Here is a 19673-nt window from a genome sequence, read left to right on the forward strand (position 1 = left end):
CATCTGGATAGGTGGTCTATCTGGATAACTCTGTGAATTTGTGTGCGCAACTCTTGTGGTTTGTGCGGGGAGAGCTTGTTGGAAAGTAAACCTAGCCCCGGCCACTTATCTGACTAGTTAGTCTTAAATGGATTTTTTGCGAGTGGAAACTCGGTAGTCGATCTTCACAGAATTTTCACGTGCTTTTGACGCGCTCCTGATGTGGTGTCCGCCACTATCGCCCCACTAACACAACAGGAGAGCCCCATGAAAACCTCAAACGGATCGATTGTCTCGAAGTTGGCAGTGGCGCTGCCGCTGGCTGCGGTAATTGCTGGTTGCTCAAGCGACAGCAACAACAATAACAGCGTGATTGAGTTTCCGCCGGCGGCAGAAGAGCCACCAGCCAGCGGTTTTATTCAGGTGGTGCACGCGTCACCTGACGCGCCGGCAGTGAATGTGTTGCTGAACGGCACAGTGGCGATCGAGGGGCTGGATTACGCCGAGACCAGCGGTTTTGCCGAGCTGGATGCGGGCGACTATGACATCTCGGTGGAGGGGATCCTGCCCGGAGAGAACGCGTCAGTGATCGATGTTGCGGGCTTCACTATTGAAGAGAATGCGCGCCCGACGGTGATTGCGGTTGGCAACGTGGCAGAGATTGCGCCGCTGGTGGTCAGCGAATCGGCTTCTGATCCTGCCGATACCGAAGTTGCCCTGACGGTTACCCATGCCGCACCCGATGCGCCGCGGGTCGATGTGTATCTCAGTGCACCGGAAGATGATTTTGCCGGCCTGTCCGCCGCCTTCGCGTTTGAGTTTGGTGAGTCGATCGATGCGGGTGTGGTAATGGCCGAGCCAGTGCGGATTCGGGTAGGCGTCGAAGATGACGTAGTGTATGACTCGGGCACCGTGGATCTCACCGCGTTTGCTGGTCAGAAACTGCTGGTAACCGCGATCGCCGCGGAGAACAGCACCGAGGCGGCGGCATCGCCGGTCAAGCTGCTGGTTACCACCGAGCAGGGCGAGTCGGTTGAGATCCTGGATATGGATACCAATGCCGGCGTGCGCGTAGTGCACCTGTCGCCGGATGCGAATGCCGCGGTGATGTCGGCCGGCGTCGACAGTGGCAATGTGGAAGTGTTTGCAACCAGTGAGGTACTGGGCATGGATCCGGTGGAGTTGATTGCCGGTTTCAACTACCTGGATCAGTTCCCTGGTGAGAGTGCCTATGCCGGTGTGCCGGCTGCGAACTACGTATTCGATGTGGCCCCGGACACCAATATGGTGGGTGACAGTGTGTTTATGTCCGGTGACGTCGCACTGGAAGCCGGTACCGAGTACACCGTGGTAGCCGCTGGTCGTGTGCTGGGCACGCCCGCTTTCGGCCTGCTGCCTACCGTGGACGCTAACCGCGCCGTGGCAACCGAGGCTTCGGTGAAGGTGATCCACGCGGCGCCCGCCGCCGGTGACGTCGATGTGTACGTGACCGCCGCGGGTGAATTCTCGGCGATGGATGTCGAGGGTGGCCTCGCCGGTGCACCGCTGCTGGATGATTTCGCTTTTGGTGACATCACCGACTACGTAACCGTGGCGACCGGTGCCTACGATATTCGTGTGGTAGCCGGCGGCATGGTGGCCATCAACGTCGAGAACTTCGCGCTGGATGGTGGCGTAGTTGCCAGTGTGCTGGCCTACGGCCCGAGCGAACAGGGCGGCACTACGGAAGACTTTGGTGTCGTGGTGCTCACCAACTGATTTCCGTATGATTTCTCACGGGCAAGTGAGAGTGACATCAGAGCAGAGTGCGGGCCCATGTCGGGCCCGCATTTGTTTTTTGGCAGCATTTTAGCGAGAGCAGTGGTGATGCAAACAAACGGCACGGTTTTGCTCATTGAAGACCATCGCGATATTGCAGAAATGATTACCTCCTATTTGGAGGGACGCGGTTTTGTGGTGGATTACGCGGCGGACGGTGTGACCGGGCTGCATTTGGCAACCACCAAACCCGTGGACCTGGTGGTACTCGACCTGTCCCTGCCGGGCATCGACGGACTTGAGATCTGCCGGGCGATCCGCGAGCATGCCAGGCTGGATACTCCGATCATAATGTTGACCGCGCGCGACACGCTGGATGAAAAGGTTCTCGGGCTGAATGCCGGCGCCGATGATTATCTGGTGAAGCCGTTTGCCATCCGTGAACTGGAGGCGCGGGTCAATGCGCAACTGCGCCGCAACCGGGCAGAACTCACGCGCGACAAACTCGTGGTGGGCGCACTGGAGCTGGACAAAAGTACCCTGCAGGTGCAGCGGGATGGGCAGGATATCCGGTTGCCCCCAATCGGCCTGCGTTTACTCGAAGCGCTGATGCGCAGTTCGCCGGCGGTGATGAGTCGCGCGGAACTGGAGCGCAAGGTCTGGGGCGACATACTGCCCGACAGTGACACCCTGCGCAGCCATATGTACAGCTTGCGCAAGAAAGTCGACAAACCCTTCTCCCAGCAAATGATCCTGAACCACCCCGGCAGTGGTTATCAGTTAGTGGTTCCCGATGAGAAATAATCGCCTGCAGGACAAAATCTTTCGCACCTTTGTACTACAGGGGTTGTTGATTGGCTTTGCCGTCATTCTCGGGGTGCTGCTGACCAACTGGCTACTGTCCCATCTGCTGGTACAGGAAGCGTTGGAGCGGGAAACTGCCCATTACTGGCAGCTGGTGGAAAAGAACCCCTCGGTACAGCTGTCCAATTCCCTGAATCTCCAGGGCTACCTGTTTCCGCGGGACGCGGCTGCATTCCCGTGGCGCATGGCAACCGACGTCGCCGACGGCTACCACGAAGTAAAGGCCGACGAATTCAATTCGCTGTATGTAAGTTCGCGCGGCGGCCAGCGCATGTTCCTGTTTTTTAACCGCTCCGGAGTGAATAGCCTGATTTCACTGTACGGACTGGTGCCGCTGGCGGTGGTGCTGCTGCTGCTGTATCTGGTGCTGTGGTTCAGTTACCTGCGCGCGCGGCGCGCGGTTTCCCCGACCATCGAACTGGCGCGGCTGATCAATATGCTGCCGGAGGAAAAAGGCGAAGTGGATCTGGCGGACCTGTTGCCCATGAGCCTGGATACCGAGGTGGCCATGCTGGTGGATGCGATTGAGCATTATCGCAGCAGGATCGCGCGCTTTGTCGACCGGGAACGCGCTTTTTCCCGGGATGCCAGCCACGAACTGCGCACCCCGATCACCGTGATTGCCATGTCCGCAGAGCTGCTTGCGGCGAAACCTGGTCTCGCCCACGAGGACCTGAAGCTGGTCGATCGCGTGCAGCGCGCCTGCCACGATATGCAGGAGCTGATCGATGCATTCTTGGCGTTGTCGCGTGAGCAGGGTGACGGTTTGCCCACGGAGCGCGTCGATGTGTGCGACCTGATCGCGCGGGAACACGAGGGTATCGCGCAGTTGGCAGAGCAGAAAGGCATTGCGGTTGAGCTGGTGTGCCACTCGAGCTTGTTGTTGCAAGCGAATAAACGCGTGATCTCAATTCTGGTGGGTAACCTGATCCGCAACGCGGTGAACTACACCGACCGCGGCAAAGTGGTGGTACGCGTAGGGGATGGCGAGGTCCAGGTCATCGACAGCGGCCGCGGGATCAGCGAGGACAAGCTGGCCAGTATCTACGAACCGCACGTGCGGGGCAGTGAGCAATCGCGCTCCGGTTATGGTGTGGGATTGGCGATTGTGAAGCGCCTGTGTGAACAGAACGGTTGGCGGGTGTCGCTGGCCAGTGAAGAGGGCGCCGGTACCACCGCGACCCTCCGCTTTGCTTAATGCCCGGCGTCACCGCCAGGTTTGTTATCCGGCGCCGTTTATTTACCAATACATTTATTTACCAATACAGAAGCTGCCGAAAATCTTGCCGAGTAACTCGTCGGCGGTCATGGCGCCGGTGATTTCCCCAAGGGACTGTTGCGCCTGGCGCAGATCTTCCGCCAGCAGTTCGCCGGCGCCACTGGCGGTGAGCTGGGCCTGGCCGGCGGTGATAAATGCCCGCGCCTGAGCTAGGGCGTCGAGGTGACGGCGGCGCGCACTGAAACTTCCCTCGTTCCCGGACTGGTACCCCATGCATTGCTTCAGGTGATCGCGCAGGGCGTTGATGCCCGCGCCGGTTTTGGCGCTGATGGCGACCACCGGTACCCCATCACTGTGGGCTTGCAGCCCAGAGCTGTAGTCGGTGAGGTCGATCTTGTTGACCACCAGGGTCAGTTTGTCCGGGTCCGGCAGCTGGGCGGTGAATTCCGGCCAGGCTTGTTCGGGGTCGAGGCTGGTGACTTCCGCGGCATCCACCACCAGCAGCACGCGATCGGCGCTGTGAATCTCGTCCCACGCGCGCTGCATGCCAATTCGTTCCACCTGATCTGGGGATTCCCGCAAACCGGCGGTGTCGGCGATGTGCAGGGGCATACCATCGATATGAATATGCTCGCGCAGTACATCGCGGGTGGTGCCGGCGATGTCGGTGACGATGGCCGAGTCTTTGCCGGCCAGTGCATTTAATAGACTCGACTTGCCCGCATTGGGTTTGCCGGCGATAGCCACCTGCATGCCCTCCCGCGTAATCGCGCCCTGGCGCGCTTCTGCTTCCACGCTGTCGAGTTGGGCCAGCAGCGCCTCAATATCGGCAGCAACTTTGCCATCGGCAAGAAAATCGATTTCTTCTTCAGGAAAATCGATGGCTGCTTCGACGTAGATACGTAAATGCGTCAGTTTTTCCGCTAAGTCTTCGATTTTTTCGGAGAATACTCCCTGCAGCGAGCGCAGTGCATTCTGCGCGGCCTGGGTGGTACCGGCGTCAATCAGGTCGGCAATGGCCTCGGCCTGGGCCAGATCCAGCTTGTCGTTGAGAAATGCGCGCTCGGAAAACTCGCCGGGACGTGCCTGGCGTGCGCCCATCTCGATGAGCGCGGCAAGCAGCGTGTCGAGGATTACCGGGCCACCATGCCCTTGCAGTTCCACCACGTCCTCACCGGTGAAGGAGTTAGGTCCGGGCAAGTAGAGTGCCAGACCCTGGTCGAGGAGTTGGTCCCGATGGGCGAAATCGCAGTAGTGGGCAAAGCGGGGCTTGAAGGATTTGGCGCATAGCTGTTCGCCGATCTTGCGCGCGTCGGGTCCGGACAGGCGAATCACGCCGATGCCGCCACGGCCCGGTGGGGTGGCGACGGCAGCGATGGTCTCTTTGCTGAGGCTTTGCAGGGACATAGTTTGAGTTTATCCGACTTTCCAAAACGGGCTTTATGAACAGGTTGCGCCTATGGGGTTCACCAAAAAGAAGGGCCGCTACTAGCGGCCCTTCTGGATGTCACGATCACGCAAATTACTTGTCTGCGGCTTCGACCTGTTTGTTGATAAACCAGGTCTGTGCGATCGAGATCAGGTTGTTCGCGATCCAGTACAGAACCAGTCCGGCCGGGAACCACAGGAAGAAGAAGGTCATCATGATTGGCATCAGCTGCATGATCTTCGCCTGGGTGGGATCGGTGGGCTGCGGCTGCAGCTTCTGCATCAGCCACATGCTGGCACCCATAATCAGCGGCAGGATGAAATAAGGGTCTTTAACCGACAGGTCGTGAATCCAGCCGATCCAGGGTGCGTGGCGCAGTTCCACGGTTTCCATCAGCATCCAGTAGAGGCCGATAAATACCGGCATCTGCAGCAGGATCGGCAAACAGCCACCCACGGGATTGATCTTCTCCCGGCGGTACAGCTTCATGGTTTCTTCGGCGAGCTTCTGGCGATTGTCCTTGTACTGCTCCTGCAGCTTTTTCATCTGCGGGGCGAACTTGCGCATGCGCGCCATGGACTTGAGGCCAGCGGCAGACAGAGGGTACAGCAGCGCCTTGATAAACACGGTCAGCAGGATAATTGCCCAGCCCCAGTTGGCGACCAGGTGCTCATGAATCCAGTGCAGTACGCGGAACATGGGCTTGGCCAGCCACCACAACCAGCCGTAATCCACGGTCAGGTCCAGGTAGGGGGAAATCTCTTCCAGACGGTACACGTCTTTTGGACCGACATAGAAGTCGGCGGCCACCGTGCCCTGCTGGCCCGGCTCGATACGCAGCTGCGGGCTGGTGAAGCCCATGCTGAACAGACCGTTGCCGATGGGCGCCAGGGTAAAGGTATTGAGGTCTTGCTGGTTGGGAATCCAGGCACTGAGGAAGTAGTGCTGCACCATAGCAACCCAGCCACCCTGAATGGTTTCGGTGGTGGGGCGCTTGGCGATGTCTTCGAAATCCTGCTTGAAATAGTTCTCTTCACTGGTGTGCAGGGCGGCGCCAAGGAATGGTGCCATACCGATACCCATGTCCACCGGCGGCTCCTGGGCGTCGCGGATGATCTCGCCACACATGCCGGCAAGCAGCGGCTTGTCGCGGCCGTTGTCCACCAGGTAAGCAACATTTACCAGGTAGTCGCCACGGGTAAAGGTAAAGCGCTTGGTGAAACCGATGCCATTCTGGGATTGCTTGAGCTCTACCGTGAGGGTGTCTTTACCTTCCTGCAGCGCATATTCGCTGGCCTCGCTGGTGAAGGCTGGGCGTGCCGCGGAGCAGCTACCTTTACCCCCGACCAGGCCGCTGCGCGCAATATAGGTATGGCTGCGGGTCTGGTTGAGCAGGATCAGCGGGCGGTCTGGGGTATTCAGTTCTTCATGGAACTGGCGCAGTGCGACTTTTACGATGTCGCCACCCTGTGGGTCGATCAACAGGCTCAGGGTGTCGGTCTCGACGCTGATCAACTTGGGCTGCGTGGTGGTGCCGACTTCCGGGATACTGCCTTCAGGCAGGTCGCTGCCGGCGGTGGACTGGGCCTGGCTGCTGGGAAGGGTTTCCGTGTCGGTGTTCTGATGGTTCACCACGGTTGTCTGGTCGATCGCCGGGGCGTGTTGCTCCTGGAAAGCGTTCCACTGGTAAATCAGTGCCAGAAGGACAGCGGCGATGCCGCCGACCAGCGTGTAGCGTTGCCAATCCATTATGTCGTTAGCCTTGTTGCGTTGGCGGCGTTCTATCGTTCGCCGGTGTTTCGTGTGCTTGTTGGGCCGGTGGTACGTAATCGAATCCGCCCGGATGCCAGGGGTGGCATTTTATAAGGCGAAGCAGGGTTAAATAACCCCCTTTGCAGAATCCGTGAGTTTTAAATGCTTCTTCGGCATAACAGGAGCAGGTGGGGTAGAAGCGGCACTGATTGCCAACCCAGGGACTGGCGACCAGGCGATACAACTTGATCAGTCGAATAGCCAGCCACGTCATGGGTTATCGCCGCCGCCGTCATTCTTTGCTGCGCCGGATGGCTGCTTGCCCGGTTTGCCGCTGTCGCCGGCGGTGTTGCGTCGTGGTGGTCGTTTACCACTGTTCCTGCCGCCACCTTTGCCGCCCTTCGGCCCTGCTTGTTGGGGCTGCGGGTTGCGTGCGCGCTGATCGAGCTTGCGCCACAGCTTGTTGAAAATCTTGGCAAGGGCTGCGTTGTCCAGTTCGCCAGCGCCGGCGCGCGCCAGCACCACGGCATCGAGCGGGAACAAATCATGTTGGCGTAAACGAAATGTTTCGCGGGCAATGCGTTTAATACGATTGCGATCGGTAGCGTTGCGGACGTGTTTTTTGGCAATGACGAGGCCGAGCCTTGGGTGAGGCAGCTCGTTAGGGCGGGCGAGAATCAGGAATTGCGGTTGCGCTGCGCGAACCGGAGCGGAGTCAAATACGGCGCGATAGTGCGCCGCATTGAGCAGCCGCAGCGGCTTGGCGAATGCGAAGTCGCTGCGTGAACACTGCATGATGATTCAGTGGCAAGTATAAGGTTGCTCGCGAGGCGGCAATCTTAGGCGCACAGAACCTTGCGGCCCTTGGCGCGACGACGGGCCAAGATTTTACGGCCGCTTTTGGTTGCCATACGAGCACGGAAACCGTGGGTACGTGCGCGCTTCAAGTTGCTGGGCTGAAATGTACGTTTCATTTTGTTACTACCTGGATTGTTGTCCTGGAGTCATGTCCGGGAAGTTTGGGTAATTCTTTACCGCGCTCGGCAATAGCCCGTTAGCGGTGTGCCTGGTCTTGCGATCCGGGCAAAGGTTATCGCGGGCTATGCGCTGCGAAGGCGGCGGATTGTATAGAAAGAAGCCAGTTAAAGCAACGCTTCCCGGACAAAGGATAGTTTGTTGGTGAGTGATTTTGTGTTGCCATTGTTTTTGGTTGGGTTCAGGGCTCGGTTCCGGATTAGGGGGGCGGGTGAGGTCCGCAGGCCCCGGGCGTGCCAGTCTTGCTTCTTATGTATAGGTAGCATGTTGCAATTTGCCCACTGGGCGTTTTGTCCTTGCGCACAGGATGGTTTGGGCGTCACTCCGGTAAGTCCCTGTATTGCTTGCAGTATTTTTAGAAGTTCACTGTTTGGCCCCAAGATACTCACAAGTGCTTGTGGATAACATCGATTGATGTGTGGTGGCTATGCGCTCAATTTGTGGTCAAGTGGTTGATATTGCTGGCCTTTCTGATAAAAAAGTTGTCCCCAAATGTGGCGGAGTTGTGGATAACCCGGCGTCCAGTCGATATACTGTCGGCCTTCATTTGAGGTGATGCCCGCCTTTTCTGGGGGCGGCCCACGACAGTCGTGTGGCCGGTGTGTGCGGGCGTAGTTGTACCTCAGTCTGTCTTTCTTAGGGGGTTCCTTGTCTGATTCCATCTGGAAGCAGTGTGCTGCCTGTTTGCAGGATGAGCTGCCACCACAGCAGTTTAATACCTGGATCCGGCCACTGCGGGTCACGGATGCCAGTGCGGTTAATGGTGCCGGTAGTGGCCATGCGGAGAGTGCTGGGGCGAAGAGTGCGGATGCGGAGAGCGCCGATGGCGAGCTGCGTCTGGTCGCACCCAATCGCTTTATTCTCAATTGGGTAAGCGATAAGTTTCTCGATCGTATTCGCGAGTTGGCGCAGCAGTTTGCTGGTCGTGCTGTTGCTGTGGACGTGGTGGCGCTTGACCGCCGCACGTCGCGTTTTCGTCGCAGCCTCAACGCAGATAATACATACGCGGGCTACCAGCAGACTGCAGCGCCAGCCCATGGGCGCAGTGATCAGGCGTACGGTGGCACTTCCAATGGCACTTCCAATGGCACAGCAAACAACGTTGCGCAGTCGGGTGTGCAGCCCAGTCACCTCCCCGCGGGCAGTGTTCCCGCTGTAGCGGCGATGCCGGCTAGTTCTTCCGTGCCTGAAGTGGCGCGCTCACCTTTGCCGGTTTCGCCGGCGCCGGCCCCTTTGCCCGTTAATCGTTCGCTGCCCGGGATGGAGTCCCACGAGAATCTTGCGGCGGAAGCTGCTGGTGCTGATGCGTTGAGTGCAGCAGAGAAGCTGCCGGCTGACCTGCACAGTGCGGATACCGCCGTTGCGGGGTTAGCCGGTGGCGTTGGCCAGCGCAAGGTGGAGGTCGAAGGCGCCATCAAGCACGGCAGTGCGCTGAATCGCGGATTCACGTTTGCTTCATTTGTTGAGGGTAAATCCAACCAGCTTGGTCTGGCGGCTGCACAGCAGATCGCCGACAACCCCGGCGGTGCCTATAACCCACTGTTTATTTACGGTGGTGTTGGTCTCGGTAAGACGCACCTTATGCATGCAGTGGGTAATGCGCTGGTTGAGCGCAATCCGAACGCCAAAGTGGTGTACCTGCACTCCGAGCGTTTTGTCGCCGATATGGTAAAGGCCCTGCAGCTGAACGCGATCAGCGATTTCAAGCGCTACTACCGCTCGGTGGATGCGTTGTTGATCGATGATATCCAGTTTTTTGCCGGTAAAGAGCGCTCGCAGGAAGAGTTTTTCCATACCTTTAATGCGCTGCTTGAGGGCGGTCAGCAGATTATCCTTACCTGTGACCGCTATCCAAAAGAGATCGACGGTCTGGAAGAGCGGCTCAAGTCCCGTTTCGGTTGGGGGCTGACGGTGGCCGTGGAGCCGCCGGAGCTGGAAACCCGTGTGGCGATTTTGATGAAGAAAGCGGAGCAGGTGGGTGTTGAATTGCCACCTGATTCAGCGTTCTTTATCGCGCAGCGTATTCGCTCCAATGTGCGTGAGCTTGAGGGTGCGTTGCGGCGGGTGATCGCAAATGCGCAGTTCACCGGTCGCGCAATCGACGATATTCTCGTGCGGGAGGCGCTTAAAGACCTGCTGGCGCTGCAGGACCGCCTGGTGAGCATCGATAACATCCAGCGCGTAGTGGCGGAGTATTACAAGATCAAGGTGGCGGACCTGCTGTCCAAGCGCCGCAGCCGCTCTGTTGCTCGTCCCCGTCAGGTGGCCATGTCGCTGGCGAAGGAGCTGACCAATCACAGTCTCCCCGAGATTGGCGATGCCTTTGGTGGTCGCGATCACACCACCGTGCTGCACGCGTGCCGTAAGATCAAAGAGCTGCAGGAATCCGATGGGGACATTCGTGAGGACGTGCGTCTGCTAACGCGCTCTTTGACCACCTAACTGTTTGATATTTAATAATTTTTACTACTGTGCATGACGGCGGTAGGATAAAAACGACCTAACCTAGATCAAGGCAATAATTATGAAATTCAGCGTGAGCCGCGATGCCCTGGTAAAGCCACTACAGCTTGTTGCCGGCGTGGTAGAGAAGCGTCAGACACTGCCGGTGCTGGCGAATGTATTGATGCAGCTGCAGGGGCAGGAGCTGTCGTTAACCGGTACCGATCTGGAAGTGGAGATCGTCGGTCGCTTGCAACTGGAGCAACCGGCAGAAATGGAAGGCGAGGTGACGGTTCCGGCGCGCAAATTGCTGGATATCTGTCGCTCTCTACCTGACGGTGCCGAGTTGAAGTTCGAACGTGATGGCGAGCGCCTGGTGTTGCGCAGTGGCCGCAGTCGTTATCAGCTGTCGACCCTGCCGGCGAGCGACTTCCCGAACCAGGAAGAGACCACCGCTCAGAGCCGTTTTTCCATTTCTCAGCGCGAAATTCGTCGCCTGATTGATGCCACTGGCTTTGCCATGGCGCAGCAGGATGTTCGCTACTATCTGAATGGCTTGTTGTTGGAGTGTCGTCCGCAGCAGCTGCGTGCCGTGGCCACAGATGGTCATCGCCTGGCACTGTGTGATCGCGATGCCCCGGGCCTTAACGTGGACGCGCCGATCCAGGCAATCGTGCCGCGCAAGGGTGTGCTTGAGCTCGCACGCCTGCTGGAGGACTCCGATGCGAGCGCAGAGGTAGTACTGGGCAATAATCATATCCGTGTGGTGTGCGGCCAGTTCACCTTTACCTCCAAGTTGGTTGACGGCAAGTTCCCGGATTACGAACGTGTTTTGCCGCGCGGAACCGGTAATGAAGTGTTTGCCGACCGTCTGGCACTGCGTCAGGCATTCCAGCGTGCGGCGATTCTCTCCAACGAAAAGTATCGCGGTGTACGTCTGCAGTTGTCGGAGGGTTTACTGCAGATTGTCGCAAATAACCCGGAGCAGGAAGAGGCCGAAGAGCAGCTGATGGTGGATTACCACGGTGATCCTCTGGAGATTGGTTTCAACGTCGGTTACCTGTTGGACGTTACCGGTGCTATTCACAGTGATCAGATCCGTATCGGCCTTGGCGATGCCAACAGCAGTGCACTGCTGCAGCAGCCGGAAGAGGGCGATGCGGTCTATGTCATTATGCCGATGCGCCTTTAAGTGACGGTGTGTCAGCAAATCGTTAGTCGCGAGTGTAGTAATTGAGTTTGGTACACGCGTTGTCGTTAGAGACCGCCACCCTTCGGGGCCGGCGGTCTTTTCGTATCTGTAGCTCGCTAATTCGGGTGTGAGTGTGGCGCTATCTCGAGTAGTTCTCACGAATTTTCGCAATATTCAGCACGCCGATGTCGTGCTGGAGGGTGTTGTGCATCTCTTTTGTGGCGCGAACGGCAGCGGTAAAACGTCGCTGTTGGAGGCCGTGTACACGCTCGGTAGTGGCCGTTCCTTTCGCTCGCGGCAAAGCCAGTCACTGATCCGCTATGGCGAGGAGTCGCTTGCGGTTTTTGGCAGATTGCGCTCTGGTGTCGCACTGGGGGTTGAGAAGCTCCGGGATGGCAAGGGTCGAATACGGATCAATCAACAGCCGGCAGGATCCAGTTCGGAGCTGGCGGCATGCCTGCCGCTGCAGGTCATTAACAGCGACAGTTTCGCCGCGCTGGATGGTGGCCCCGGGGTTCGCCGGCAGTTGTTGGACTGGACAGTGTTCCACGTGGAACATTCGTTTTCCTCACGGTGGAAGGTGTATCAAAGCGCGTTAAAGCAGCGCAATGCGCTGCTTCGTCGTGGTAAAATTGACTCGAATTTGCTGGCCCCTTGGGAGCAACAGCTTGTGTCAGCGGGTGAGGCGGTCCACAAGGGGCGTTATGGGGTCTTTCAGAGGCTGAAGGTCCTATTTCGTGAGCGCCTTGATGAACTGCCCCGCGACGTCTTCGGGGATCTCGACGTTCAGTATCGCAGCGGCTGGAAGCGCGAGCTCAGCCTGGCCGATGCACTGGCGAGTGCGCGACCGGGTGATTATGAACAGGGCTTCACGCGGGTTGGCCCTCATCGCGCCGACTTGCGCTTTACCATTAATGGTCAGGCGGCGGAGGCGGTGCTTTCCCGGGGTCAGCAAAAAATGGCTGTGTGTGCACTGCGCACCGCCATGGCGGCAACGGTCGGTGGCGCGGAGAAACCACTGTTTCTGGTGGATGATCTTCCTGCTGAGCTGGACGATGACAACCAGGCGCTGTTTGCCCGCTGGGTGCGGGATACTGCAAGCCAGGTCTTGGTGACGGGTATCGACCCAGAGACGACACAGCGGGCTTGGAAGGCGCTTGGTGGCGTCTGGGGCGACCCTCAGATGTTCCACGTGGAACATGGTCATATTAAAGCCGTCAGCCCAAACGCCTAGTTAGAAAAAGTTTGCATATTGGTGTTTGCCCGCATGAGGCAACATCTCGAAAAACGAAAACGCATTAATTCTAGAAGAGATCAGGCCGCGCCCAGTGCCCGGCGGAATGGAGCAACAGAATGTCGGAAGAGAATAACTACGATTCCAGTAGCATCAAGGTACTGAAGGGCCTGGATGCGGTGCGCAAGCGCCCGGGAATGTATATCGGCGATACCGACGATGGCACCGGTCTGCACCATATGGTGTTCGAGGTGGTGGATAACTCCATTGATGAGGCACTGGCGGGGCATTGTGACGAGATCCGAGTGGTCATTCACCCGGACGAATCGGTCAGCGTCTCCGACAATGGCCGTGGTATTCCCACCGAAATACACCCGGAGGAGGGTGTATCCGCCGCCGAAGTTATTATGACGGTACTGCACGCCGGCGGTAAGTTCGACGACAACACCTATAAGGTGTCCGGTGGATTGCACGGCGTTGGTGTTTCGGTGGTAAACGCGCTGTCTGAAGAGCTGAAACTGACGATTCGTCGTGGTGGCAAAATCCATGAGCAGGTTTATCGCCACGGTGTACCCGATGCGCCCCTCACCGTTGTCGGTGACAGTGAAACCAGCGGCACTAGCGTACATTTCAAGCCTTCTGCGGGTACCTTCTCCAATATCGAATTCCACTTTGAGCAGCTCGCCAAGCGCCTGCGCGAGCTCTCCTTCCTCAACTCCGGCGTGCGTATCGTGTTGCGCGATGAACGCAGCGGAAAAGAAGAAATTTATGAATACGAGGGTGGCTTGCAGGCCTTCGTCGAATTTTTGAACCAGAACAAGACGCCGATCAACAAGGTCCTGCACTTCCAGAACCAGCGTGAAGATGGCATTGCGGTTGAAGTTGCCCTGCAGTGGAATGACTCTTTCCAAGAAAACATCTACTGCTACACCAACAATATTCCACAGAAGGACGGCGGTACCCATCTGGCCGGCTTCCGCGCGGCACTGACCCGTGGTCTGAACAACTACATCGAGAAAGAAGGTGTTGGTAAAAAAGACAAGGTCAGCACCACTGGCGACGACGCGCGTGAAGGTTTGACCGCTATTATCTCGGTGAAAGTGCCGGATCCGAAGTTCTCCTCGCAGACCAAAGACAAGCTGGTGTCTTCCGAAGTAAAGCCCGCGGTCGAGCAGGAAATGGGCCAATCGTTTAACGACTACCTGCTGGAGAACCCCCAGGAAGCCAAGGCCGTGGTAGGCAAGATGATCGACGCGGCCCGCGCCCGCGAAGCGGCGCGTAAAGCCCGTGAGATGACCCGCCGCAAGGGTGCCCTGGATATCGCTGGCTTGCCCGGCAAGCTCGCCGATTGTCAGCAGAAAGATCCCGCGCTTTCCGAACTCTACCTGGTGGAGGGTGACTCAGCGGGTGGCTCTGCGAAGCAGGGCAGGGACCGCCGTACCCAGGCGATCCTGCCGCTAAAAGGAAAGATTCTGAATGTTGAAAAGGCGCGTTTCGACAAGATGCTGTCCAGCGCCGAGGTGGGCACGCTGATTACCGCGCTTGGTTGCGGTATCGGCAAAAGCGAATTCAACCCGGACAAGCTGCGTTACCACTCCATCATTATCATGACGGATGCGGACGTGGACGGAGCCCATATTCGTACGCTGCTGCTCACCTTCTTCTTCCGTCAAATGCCGGAGTTGATCGAGCGCGGGCATATCTTTATCGCCCAGCCGCCCCTGTATAAGATCGGCAAGGGCAAGCAGGAGCAGTACCTGAAGGATGAGGCGGCCCTGACCCAGTTCCTCACCAATGCCGCTCTGGAAAGCGCCACCCTGTACGTGAACCCGGAAGCGCCGGGCCTGTCAGGCACTGCGCTGGAGTCACTGGTGAAAGAATACCGCGGGGTAATGGCGACCATCGATCGCCTGTCGCGCCTGTATCCGGAAGAAGTCCTGCAGAGCATGGTTTACCTGCCGTCAGTAAAGCCGGAGCAGCTGCAGTCCAGCGAAGCCATGGCCGACTGGGCTAACCAGCTGCAGGCGCGACTGGAACAGGAAGGTGAGGGCGGTGGCCGCCGCCACAGCGTTTCCGTGACTGAAGATCAGGAGCGCAACCTTTTCCTGCCGACCATCGATATCGTGGCCCACGGTGTAAGTAGCCGCTACACCGTAAATCACGAGTTCTTTGAGTCTGCGGAATACCGCGCTATCTGCCAGCTGGGTGAAAAGCTACAAGGGCTGCTGGAAGAGGGCGCCTATATCCAGCGCGGCGAGAAACAGCAGCCAGTGCACAGCTTCCCGGAGGCGCTTGCCTGGCTAATGAATGAGAGCCGCCGCGGGTACAGCATCCAACGCTATAAGGGTCTCGGTGAAATGAACCCGGAGCAGCTGTGGGACACCACCATGAACCCGGAAACCCGTCGTATGCTGCAGGTGACCGTGGAAGATGCGATTGCCGCCGACCAGATCTTTACCACCCTGATGGGGGATCAGGTAGAGCCGCGCCGTGAGTTTATTGAGAGTAATGCTCTGGCCGTAGAGAACCTGGACGTGTAACCAACACTCACGCTATCTCAAATACAGTGAAAAGCCCGCACGGTGCACCTTAAGCACCGTGCGGGCTTTTGCGTTGGTGAGTATTTACATCAGGTGAGTCGGCAGCGCATGGCAATCTCATCCTGGCCGGCAGCCGCATTAAAGGTCCGTTCAAACTCGACAAAGCCATGCTGCTGCAGAAAATAGCGGCCGCGCAGGTTTTCCTCCAGCACGGAAGTTGTCAGCTCCAGCTGATCAAACTTCGCCTGCTCCATAAGCTCACTGCCCACGCCGTGCCGCTGCTCGCCTGGTGACACAAAAATCGTTTGTACCTGATGGTTGTGGCTCACGGTAACGAGGCCCTCGGCAATGCTGCTGTCCGGTCGTGAATAGACCCAGTGCACTTCCGCTGCGCGCCCGCCACGCTTCCACCGACCGCACTGAGCACTGAGCTTGCGGCGCATCACACGACCTTGCTCAGACCAGTAACTGACCGGCAGGCTGGGATGCGCGGTGGACGCGAGGTAGAGCCAAAGCTGCAACAGGCGTTCTATATCCGATTCCTGTAAGGGTCTCAGCATAACAACTCCCGAAATCAATCAATGCAGTAGCAGATGGTAGCTTGCCGCGCCAGTGGCTCCTAACCCAACATTCGGCGGCAAGGGGACCTGAAACTGGCACGAAAGTTCAACAAAAACAGTGACCTCCACAGTGACAAAGATCGTTCTGTAAAATATAATAATTCTCATTAACTATCTTAATGACAGATGTACACAAGGAGCGTCACGTGGCCCGCTTTTCCCTCACCCCGCTTTCTGTTGCCTTGCTCGCTAGCTTGAGCGCCGGCGTATTCGCGGAAGAAAAACCTGCGAACCTGGAAACCATTTCTGTTCTGGGCGATACCAGCGAAATCGAAAAACTGCCGGGCTCCGCGCATCTCGTGAGCGCCGAGGATCTGGAAAAGTTTGAGTTCGTCGACATCAACCGCATGATGCGCGCGGTGCCGGGTGTTTACCTGCGGGAAGAAGACGGTTATGGCCTGCGCCCGAACATTGGTATTCGCGGGGCTGACGGCGGCCGCTCTGGCAAGATCTCCTTGATGGAAGATGGCGTACTGGTTGCGCCGGCGCCTTACTCCGCCCCGGAAGCCTACTATTTCCCGACCGCTGGCCGCCTTAACAGCATTGAAGTATTGAAAGGCCCGTCCACGCTGAAATATGGCCCATTCACTGTCGGTGGTGCGGTCAACATGCTCAGCACCCAGATTCCAAATGAATCTACCGGTAAGGTCCAGCTGGAGGCGGGTCAGTTTGGTGAGAACCGCCTGCACACCTATTATGGCGACAGCACCGACACCGCAGGGTGGTTGATTGAGACACACCAGCAACGTGCCGATGGCTTCCGCGACATCGATCGCGCGGACGCCGCCGATATCAATAAGGAAGACTACCTGCTGAAGGGGCGCCTGAACTCATCTGCCGGCGCCAAGTACGCCCAGCAGCTGAATGTAAAGCTGCAGTACTCCGAAGAAGAGTCCGGCATGAGCTACCTGGGCCTTACTGACGCCGATTTTGTCGCTGATCCCAATCGCCGCTATGGCATCAGTGCCCTCGACGAAATTGAAAACCGTCATAGCACCGTCCAGTTGAACCACTCCATCGCCCTGACGGAAAGCTTCAGCCTGAACACCCAGGCCTACTACAACAAATTCAAGCGCGACTGGTTCAAAGTGAGCCTCGGCGGCCTGATCGATGCGGCCAATACTGGCGATGCAGATGCCCAGGCCGTGCTCGACGGAACCATGGATTACGAGGGCGTTGGCATCAAACATAACGACCGCACCTATGTGTCCCGCGGTCTGCAAGTAAGTGCTAACTGGCTGCTCCAGACCGGCACCATCGCCCATGACCTCGAGTTTGGTGTGCGTGATCACTACGATGATATCGATCGCTTCCAGCCCGTCGATAACTACAACCAGGTCAATGGTGAACTGGTATTTGTCGATATCACCGATCCCAGCTCCAGCAACAACCGCGTCGGCAAAGCCGATGCAATTTCCCTGTTCGTGTATGACCAGATCCAGATAAACGATGCGCTGGCTCTAACCGCCACCCTGCGTTACGAAGATATCGAGACCTCACAACAGCGCTACAACGATATCGACCGCACCGAGAAAGGCAGCAGCCGCAGCAACTCCCTGAGTGAGTGGCTGCCGGGCCTTGGCCTGACCTATCAGCTGAGCGACACCATTACCCTGCTAGCCGGTGCCCACCGCGGCTTCGCTCCTCCCGGTTCTGGCTCCTCTGACGGCGAAGCCGGCGACCTGTCTACCAACTACGAATGGGGTGCACGTTTCGACAATGGCAGCCTGCGCACCGAAGTCATTGCGTTCTTCAGTGACTACGAAAGCACCGTACAGAACTGCTCCGTGGCCGTCCCGTGCGCCAATGGCGCCGACAGCGGCACCTACGCTTTGGGCGAATCGGAAATTAAAGGTATTGAAGCTCTGGCTGCTACCGAGTGGTCGCTGGCTAACGGTTGGATGATTCCGCTGAGCGCCAGCTACACCTGGACCGACGCCGAGATCACGCGCGATAACATTGCTGAAGATATTCTTTCCGGCGACAACTTTGCCTATCTGCCAGAGAACGTATTTGCGGTCACTACCGGTATCGATAGTGGTGCCGACTGGCGCGTTAACCTGACTGCCGCTTATCAGGATGACATGTGTGTCGATAATTCATGTAATCGCGGTGATGTCGATCAGTTCGCGCGCACCGAATCCCTGTGGGTGGTCGATGCGGCTGCGCACTACGATTTCAGTGAAGACCTGGCCGGTTACCTGAAAGTGGACAACCTGTTGGATGAACAGGCGATTATCAATCGCGCCCCGGATGGCGCACGCGCCAACCGCCCGCGTACCGCATCCGTTGGTGTGACCTACAGCTTCTAAATTCTGAAGTCGCGCGACACAAAAAACCCGGCAACTGCCGGGTTTTTTTATCGCCAGAAATAATTACTGCAGCGTGCCGCTCAGGTGCACGAAGTGCGCCTTTAGATAGCGCGTCTCGACAATTGCCGGATGCACCGGGTGATCCGCACCCTGACCGCCACTGCCGATGATGCTGATGTTCTTGTCCAGGTGGCGACCAGCGCCGCGCAGGATTTCCAGCAAGGTATCCGATGCGAGGTGCATGGAGCAGGAGGCACTCACCAACAGGCCATTTTTTTCAAGCAAGCGCAGCGCCAATTCATTGATGTGGCGATAAGCCGCCTCGCCGGATTTCTGATCCTTGCGACGCTTAATAAAGGCTGGTGGATCCAGCACGATGGCATCGTAACGTTCGCCACTGGCGATCAATGATTTCATTGCGTCGATCGCCTTGCCCTGAATGGTGATCAGATCGTCCTTGCGCTTGTTCAACGCGGCATTTTCTTCACACCAGTCCAGCGCCTGCGCGGAAGCATCTACACAAGTAACCTCTGTTGCGCCGTTAGCAAGCGCTTGCACACCCCAGCCGCCCGCATAGGAAAACAGATCCAATACCCGGCGGCCATTTACCCAGCGGTTCAAGTGCGCGCGGTTGTCGCGGTGATCGTAAAACCAACCCGTTTTCTGTCCCTGATACACCGGCGCCAGCAGCGGCACCCCGTTTTCTTCAAATGGCACCATCTCCGGCACTTCGCCGTATGCTACCTCACACAGTTCCGGCAACTCCTCTACCTTGCGACCCTGGTGATCGTTGCGCAGCAAAATGCCCTTTGGTTTGCATAGCGCCTGTAACGCACTCACGATTTGTTCGCAAAATTGCTCCATGCCCCAGCTACTGATTTGCACCACCAGGTAATCACCAAAGCGGTCTACCACCAGGCCCGGCAGCCCGTCAGAGTCACCGTAGACCAAGCGGTAACTGGGATGGTCGAAGTAGCGCTCGCGCAAAGCCAGCGCCTGCTCCAGCCGGCGCTGCAAAGTCTTACGCGTAAACGCGCCTTTGCGTGATACCAGACGCGCGCAGATAAGCTGGTTGGGATTCACCAGCGCGTATCCCTGGCTCTTGCCGTTGCTATCGAGCATCTCACACTGGCTGCCGGGCTCGATGCCTTTTAGCGGACTGCGCTTGGTGTCCACCTCATTGCTGTAAATCCACAGGTGCCCCATCTTCAGGCGGCGCTCGGCGCGTGGATTGAGAATCAATTGATGCACGGGGGAAACTCCGGTGATGAGTGCCATCGGCAGATGCGCCGACGGT

The 19673-nt window shown here is 57.8% G+C and carries 15 protein-coding genes; 8 read left to right on the top strand and 7 right to left on the bottom strand.

The annotated features are described in order from the left end of the window. Positions 1-246: 246 nt before the first annotated feature. The 3 genes from AS89_RS0103990 (at position 247) to AS89_RS0104000 (ending at position 3799) form a co-directional block, all read left to right on the top strand. Complete coding sequence (locus AS89_RS0103990) at positions 247-1737, top strand: DUF4397 domain-containing protein (protein ID WP_010131065.1); 1491 nt, start codon at positions 247-249, stop codon at positions 1735-1737. A gap of 108 nt (positions 1738-1845) precedes the next feature. After that, positions 1846-2541 (top strand): response regulator transcription factor, encoded by a 696-nt coding sequence (locus AS89_RS0103995; RefSeq protein ID WP_010131066.1) that lies wholly within the window; start codon positions 1846-1848, stop codon positions 2539-2541. Next, the gene (locus AS89_RS0104000) at positions 2531-3799 is read left to right on the top strand and encodes a sensor histidine kinase (protein ID WP_010131068.1); all 1269 of its coding nucleotides are present in this window, start codon (positions 2531-2533) and stop codon (positions 3797-3799) included. Before AS89_RS0103995 ends, AS89_RS0104000 begins: the two co-directional genes overlap by 11 nt. 54 nt (positions 3800-3853) lie before the next feature. Here AS89_RS0104000 and mnmE read toward each other — a convergent pair whose 3' ends face one another. The 5 genes from mnmE to rpmH form a co-directional block, all read right to left on the bottom strand. Continuing rightward, positions 3854-5227 (bottom strand): tRNA uridine-5-carboxymethylaminomethyl(34) synthesis GTPase MnmE, encoded by a 1374-nt coding sequence (gene mnmE / locus AS89_RS0104005; protein WP_010131070.1) that lies wholly within the window; start codon positions 5225-5227, stop codon positions 3854-3856. A 115-nt stretch (positions 5228-5342) separates the two neighbouring features. Continuing rightward, positions 5343-6998 (bottom strand): membrane protein insertase YidC, encoded by a 1656-nt coding sequence (gene yidC / locus AS89_RS0104010; RefSeq protein ID WP_010131072.1) that lies wholly within the window; start codon positions 6996-6998, stop codon positions 5343-5345. A 7-nt stretch (positions 6999-7005) separates the two neighbouring features. Beyond that, positions 7006-7275, bottom strand: coding sequence for a membrane protein insertion efficiency factor YidD (yidD, locus tag AS89_RS18380; protein ID WP_010131073.1), 270 nt, complete (start codon positions 7273-7275; stop codon positions 7006-7008). Further along, positions 7272-7796 carry a ribonuclease P protein component gene (rnpA, locus tag AS89_RS16835; protein WP_010131074.1) on the bottom strand — a complete coding sequence of 175 codons (525 nt, stop codon included), beginning with the start codon at positions 7794-7796 and terminating at the stop codon, positions 7272-7274. The genes yidD and rnpA overlap by 4 nt, the downstream gene beginning before the upstream one ends. A 44-nt stretch (positions 7797-7840) precedes the next feature. Next, entirely contained in the window at positions 7841-7975 is a 135-nt protein-coding gene (gene rpmH / locus AS89_RS0104020; RefSeq protein ID WP_010131075.1) for a 50S ribosomal protein L34, read from the bottom strand. A gap of 709 nt (positions 7976-8684) precedes the next feature. On the opposite strand from rpmH, the gene dnaA reads away from it, so the two are divergent. The 4 genes from dnaA to gyrB all read left to right on the top strand — a co-directional run bounded on the left by dnaA (position 8685) and on the right by gyrB (position 15444). Then, complete coding sequence (gene dnaA, locus AS89_RS0104025; RefSeq protein ID WP_029249771.1) at positions 8685-10478, top strand: chromosomal replication initiator protein DnaA; 1794 nt, start codon at positions 8685-8687, stop codon at positions 10476-10478. Positions 10479-10560: 82 nt separating this feature from the next. Beyond that, positions 10561-11670, top strand: a complete 1110-nt coding sequence (dnaN, locus tag AS89_RS0104030; RefSeq protein ID WP_010131077.1) for a DNA polymerase III subunit beta — start codon at positions 10561-10563, stop codon at positions 11668-11670. Positions 11671-11803: 133 nt separating this feature from the next. Beyond that, positions 11804-12904, top strand: a complete 1101-nt coding sequence (recF, locus tag AS89_RS0104035; RefSeq protein ID WP_010131078.1) for a DNA replication/repair protein RecF — start codon at positions 11804-11806, stop codon at positions 12902-12904. Between the two features lie 119 nt (positions 12905-13023). Then, positions 13024-15444, top strand: coding sequence for a DNA topoisomerase (ATP-hydrolyzing) subunit B (gyrB, locus tag AS89_RS0104040; protein ID WP_010131079.1), 2421 nt, complete (start codon positions 13024-13026; stop codon positions 15442-15444). An 89-nt stretch (positions 15445-15533) separates the two neighbouring features. On the opposite strand, the gene AS89_RS0104045 is transcribed toward gyrB, so the two are convergent. Then, positions 15534-16004: a GNAT family N-acetyltransferase gene (locus tag AS89_RS0104045; protein WP_010131081.1), complete on the bottom strand. Its 471-nt coding sequence runs from the start codon at positions 16002-16004 to the stop codon at positions 15534-15536. Positions 16005-16210: 206 nt separating this feature from the next. Between AS89_RS0104045 and AS89_RS0104050 the strand changes: the two genes are divergently transcribed. Beyond that, positions 16211-18376 (top strand): TonB-dependent receptor family protein, encoded by a 2166-nt coding sequence (locus tag AS89_RS0104050; protein WP_010131082.1) that lies wholly within the window; start codon positions 16211-16213, stop codon positions 18374-18376. A 63-nt stretch (positions 18377-18439) separates the two neighbouring features. Here AS89_RS0104050 and AS89_RS0104055 read toward each other — a convergent pair whose 3' ends face one another. Then, positions 18440-19654, bottom strand: coding sequence for a class I SAM-dependent rRNA methyltransferase (locus AS89_RS0104055; RefSeq protein WP_010131083.1), 1215 nt, complete (start codon positions 19652-19654; stop codon positions 18440-18442). Between the last annotated feature and the right edge of the window lie 19 nt (positions 19655-19673).

The organism is Microbulbifer agarilyticus S89 (genome assembly GCF_000220505.1).
Classification (GTDB): Bacteria; Pseudomonadota; Gammaproteobacteria; order Pseudomonadales; family Cellvibrionaceae; genus Microbulbifer; species Microbulbifer agarilyticus_B.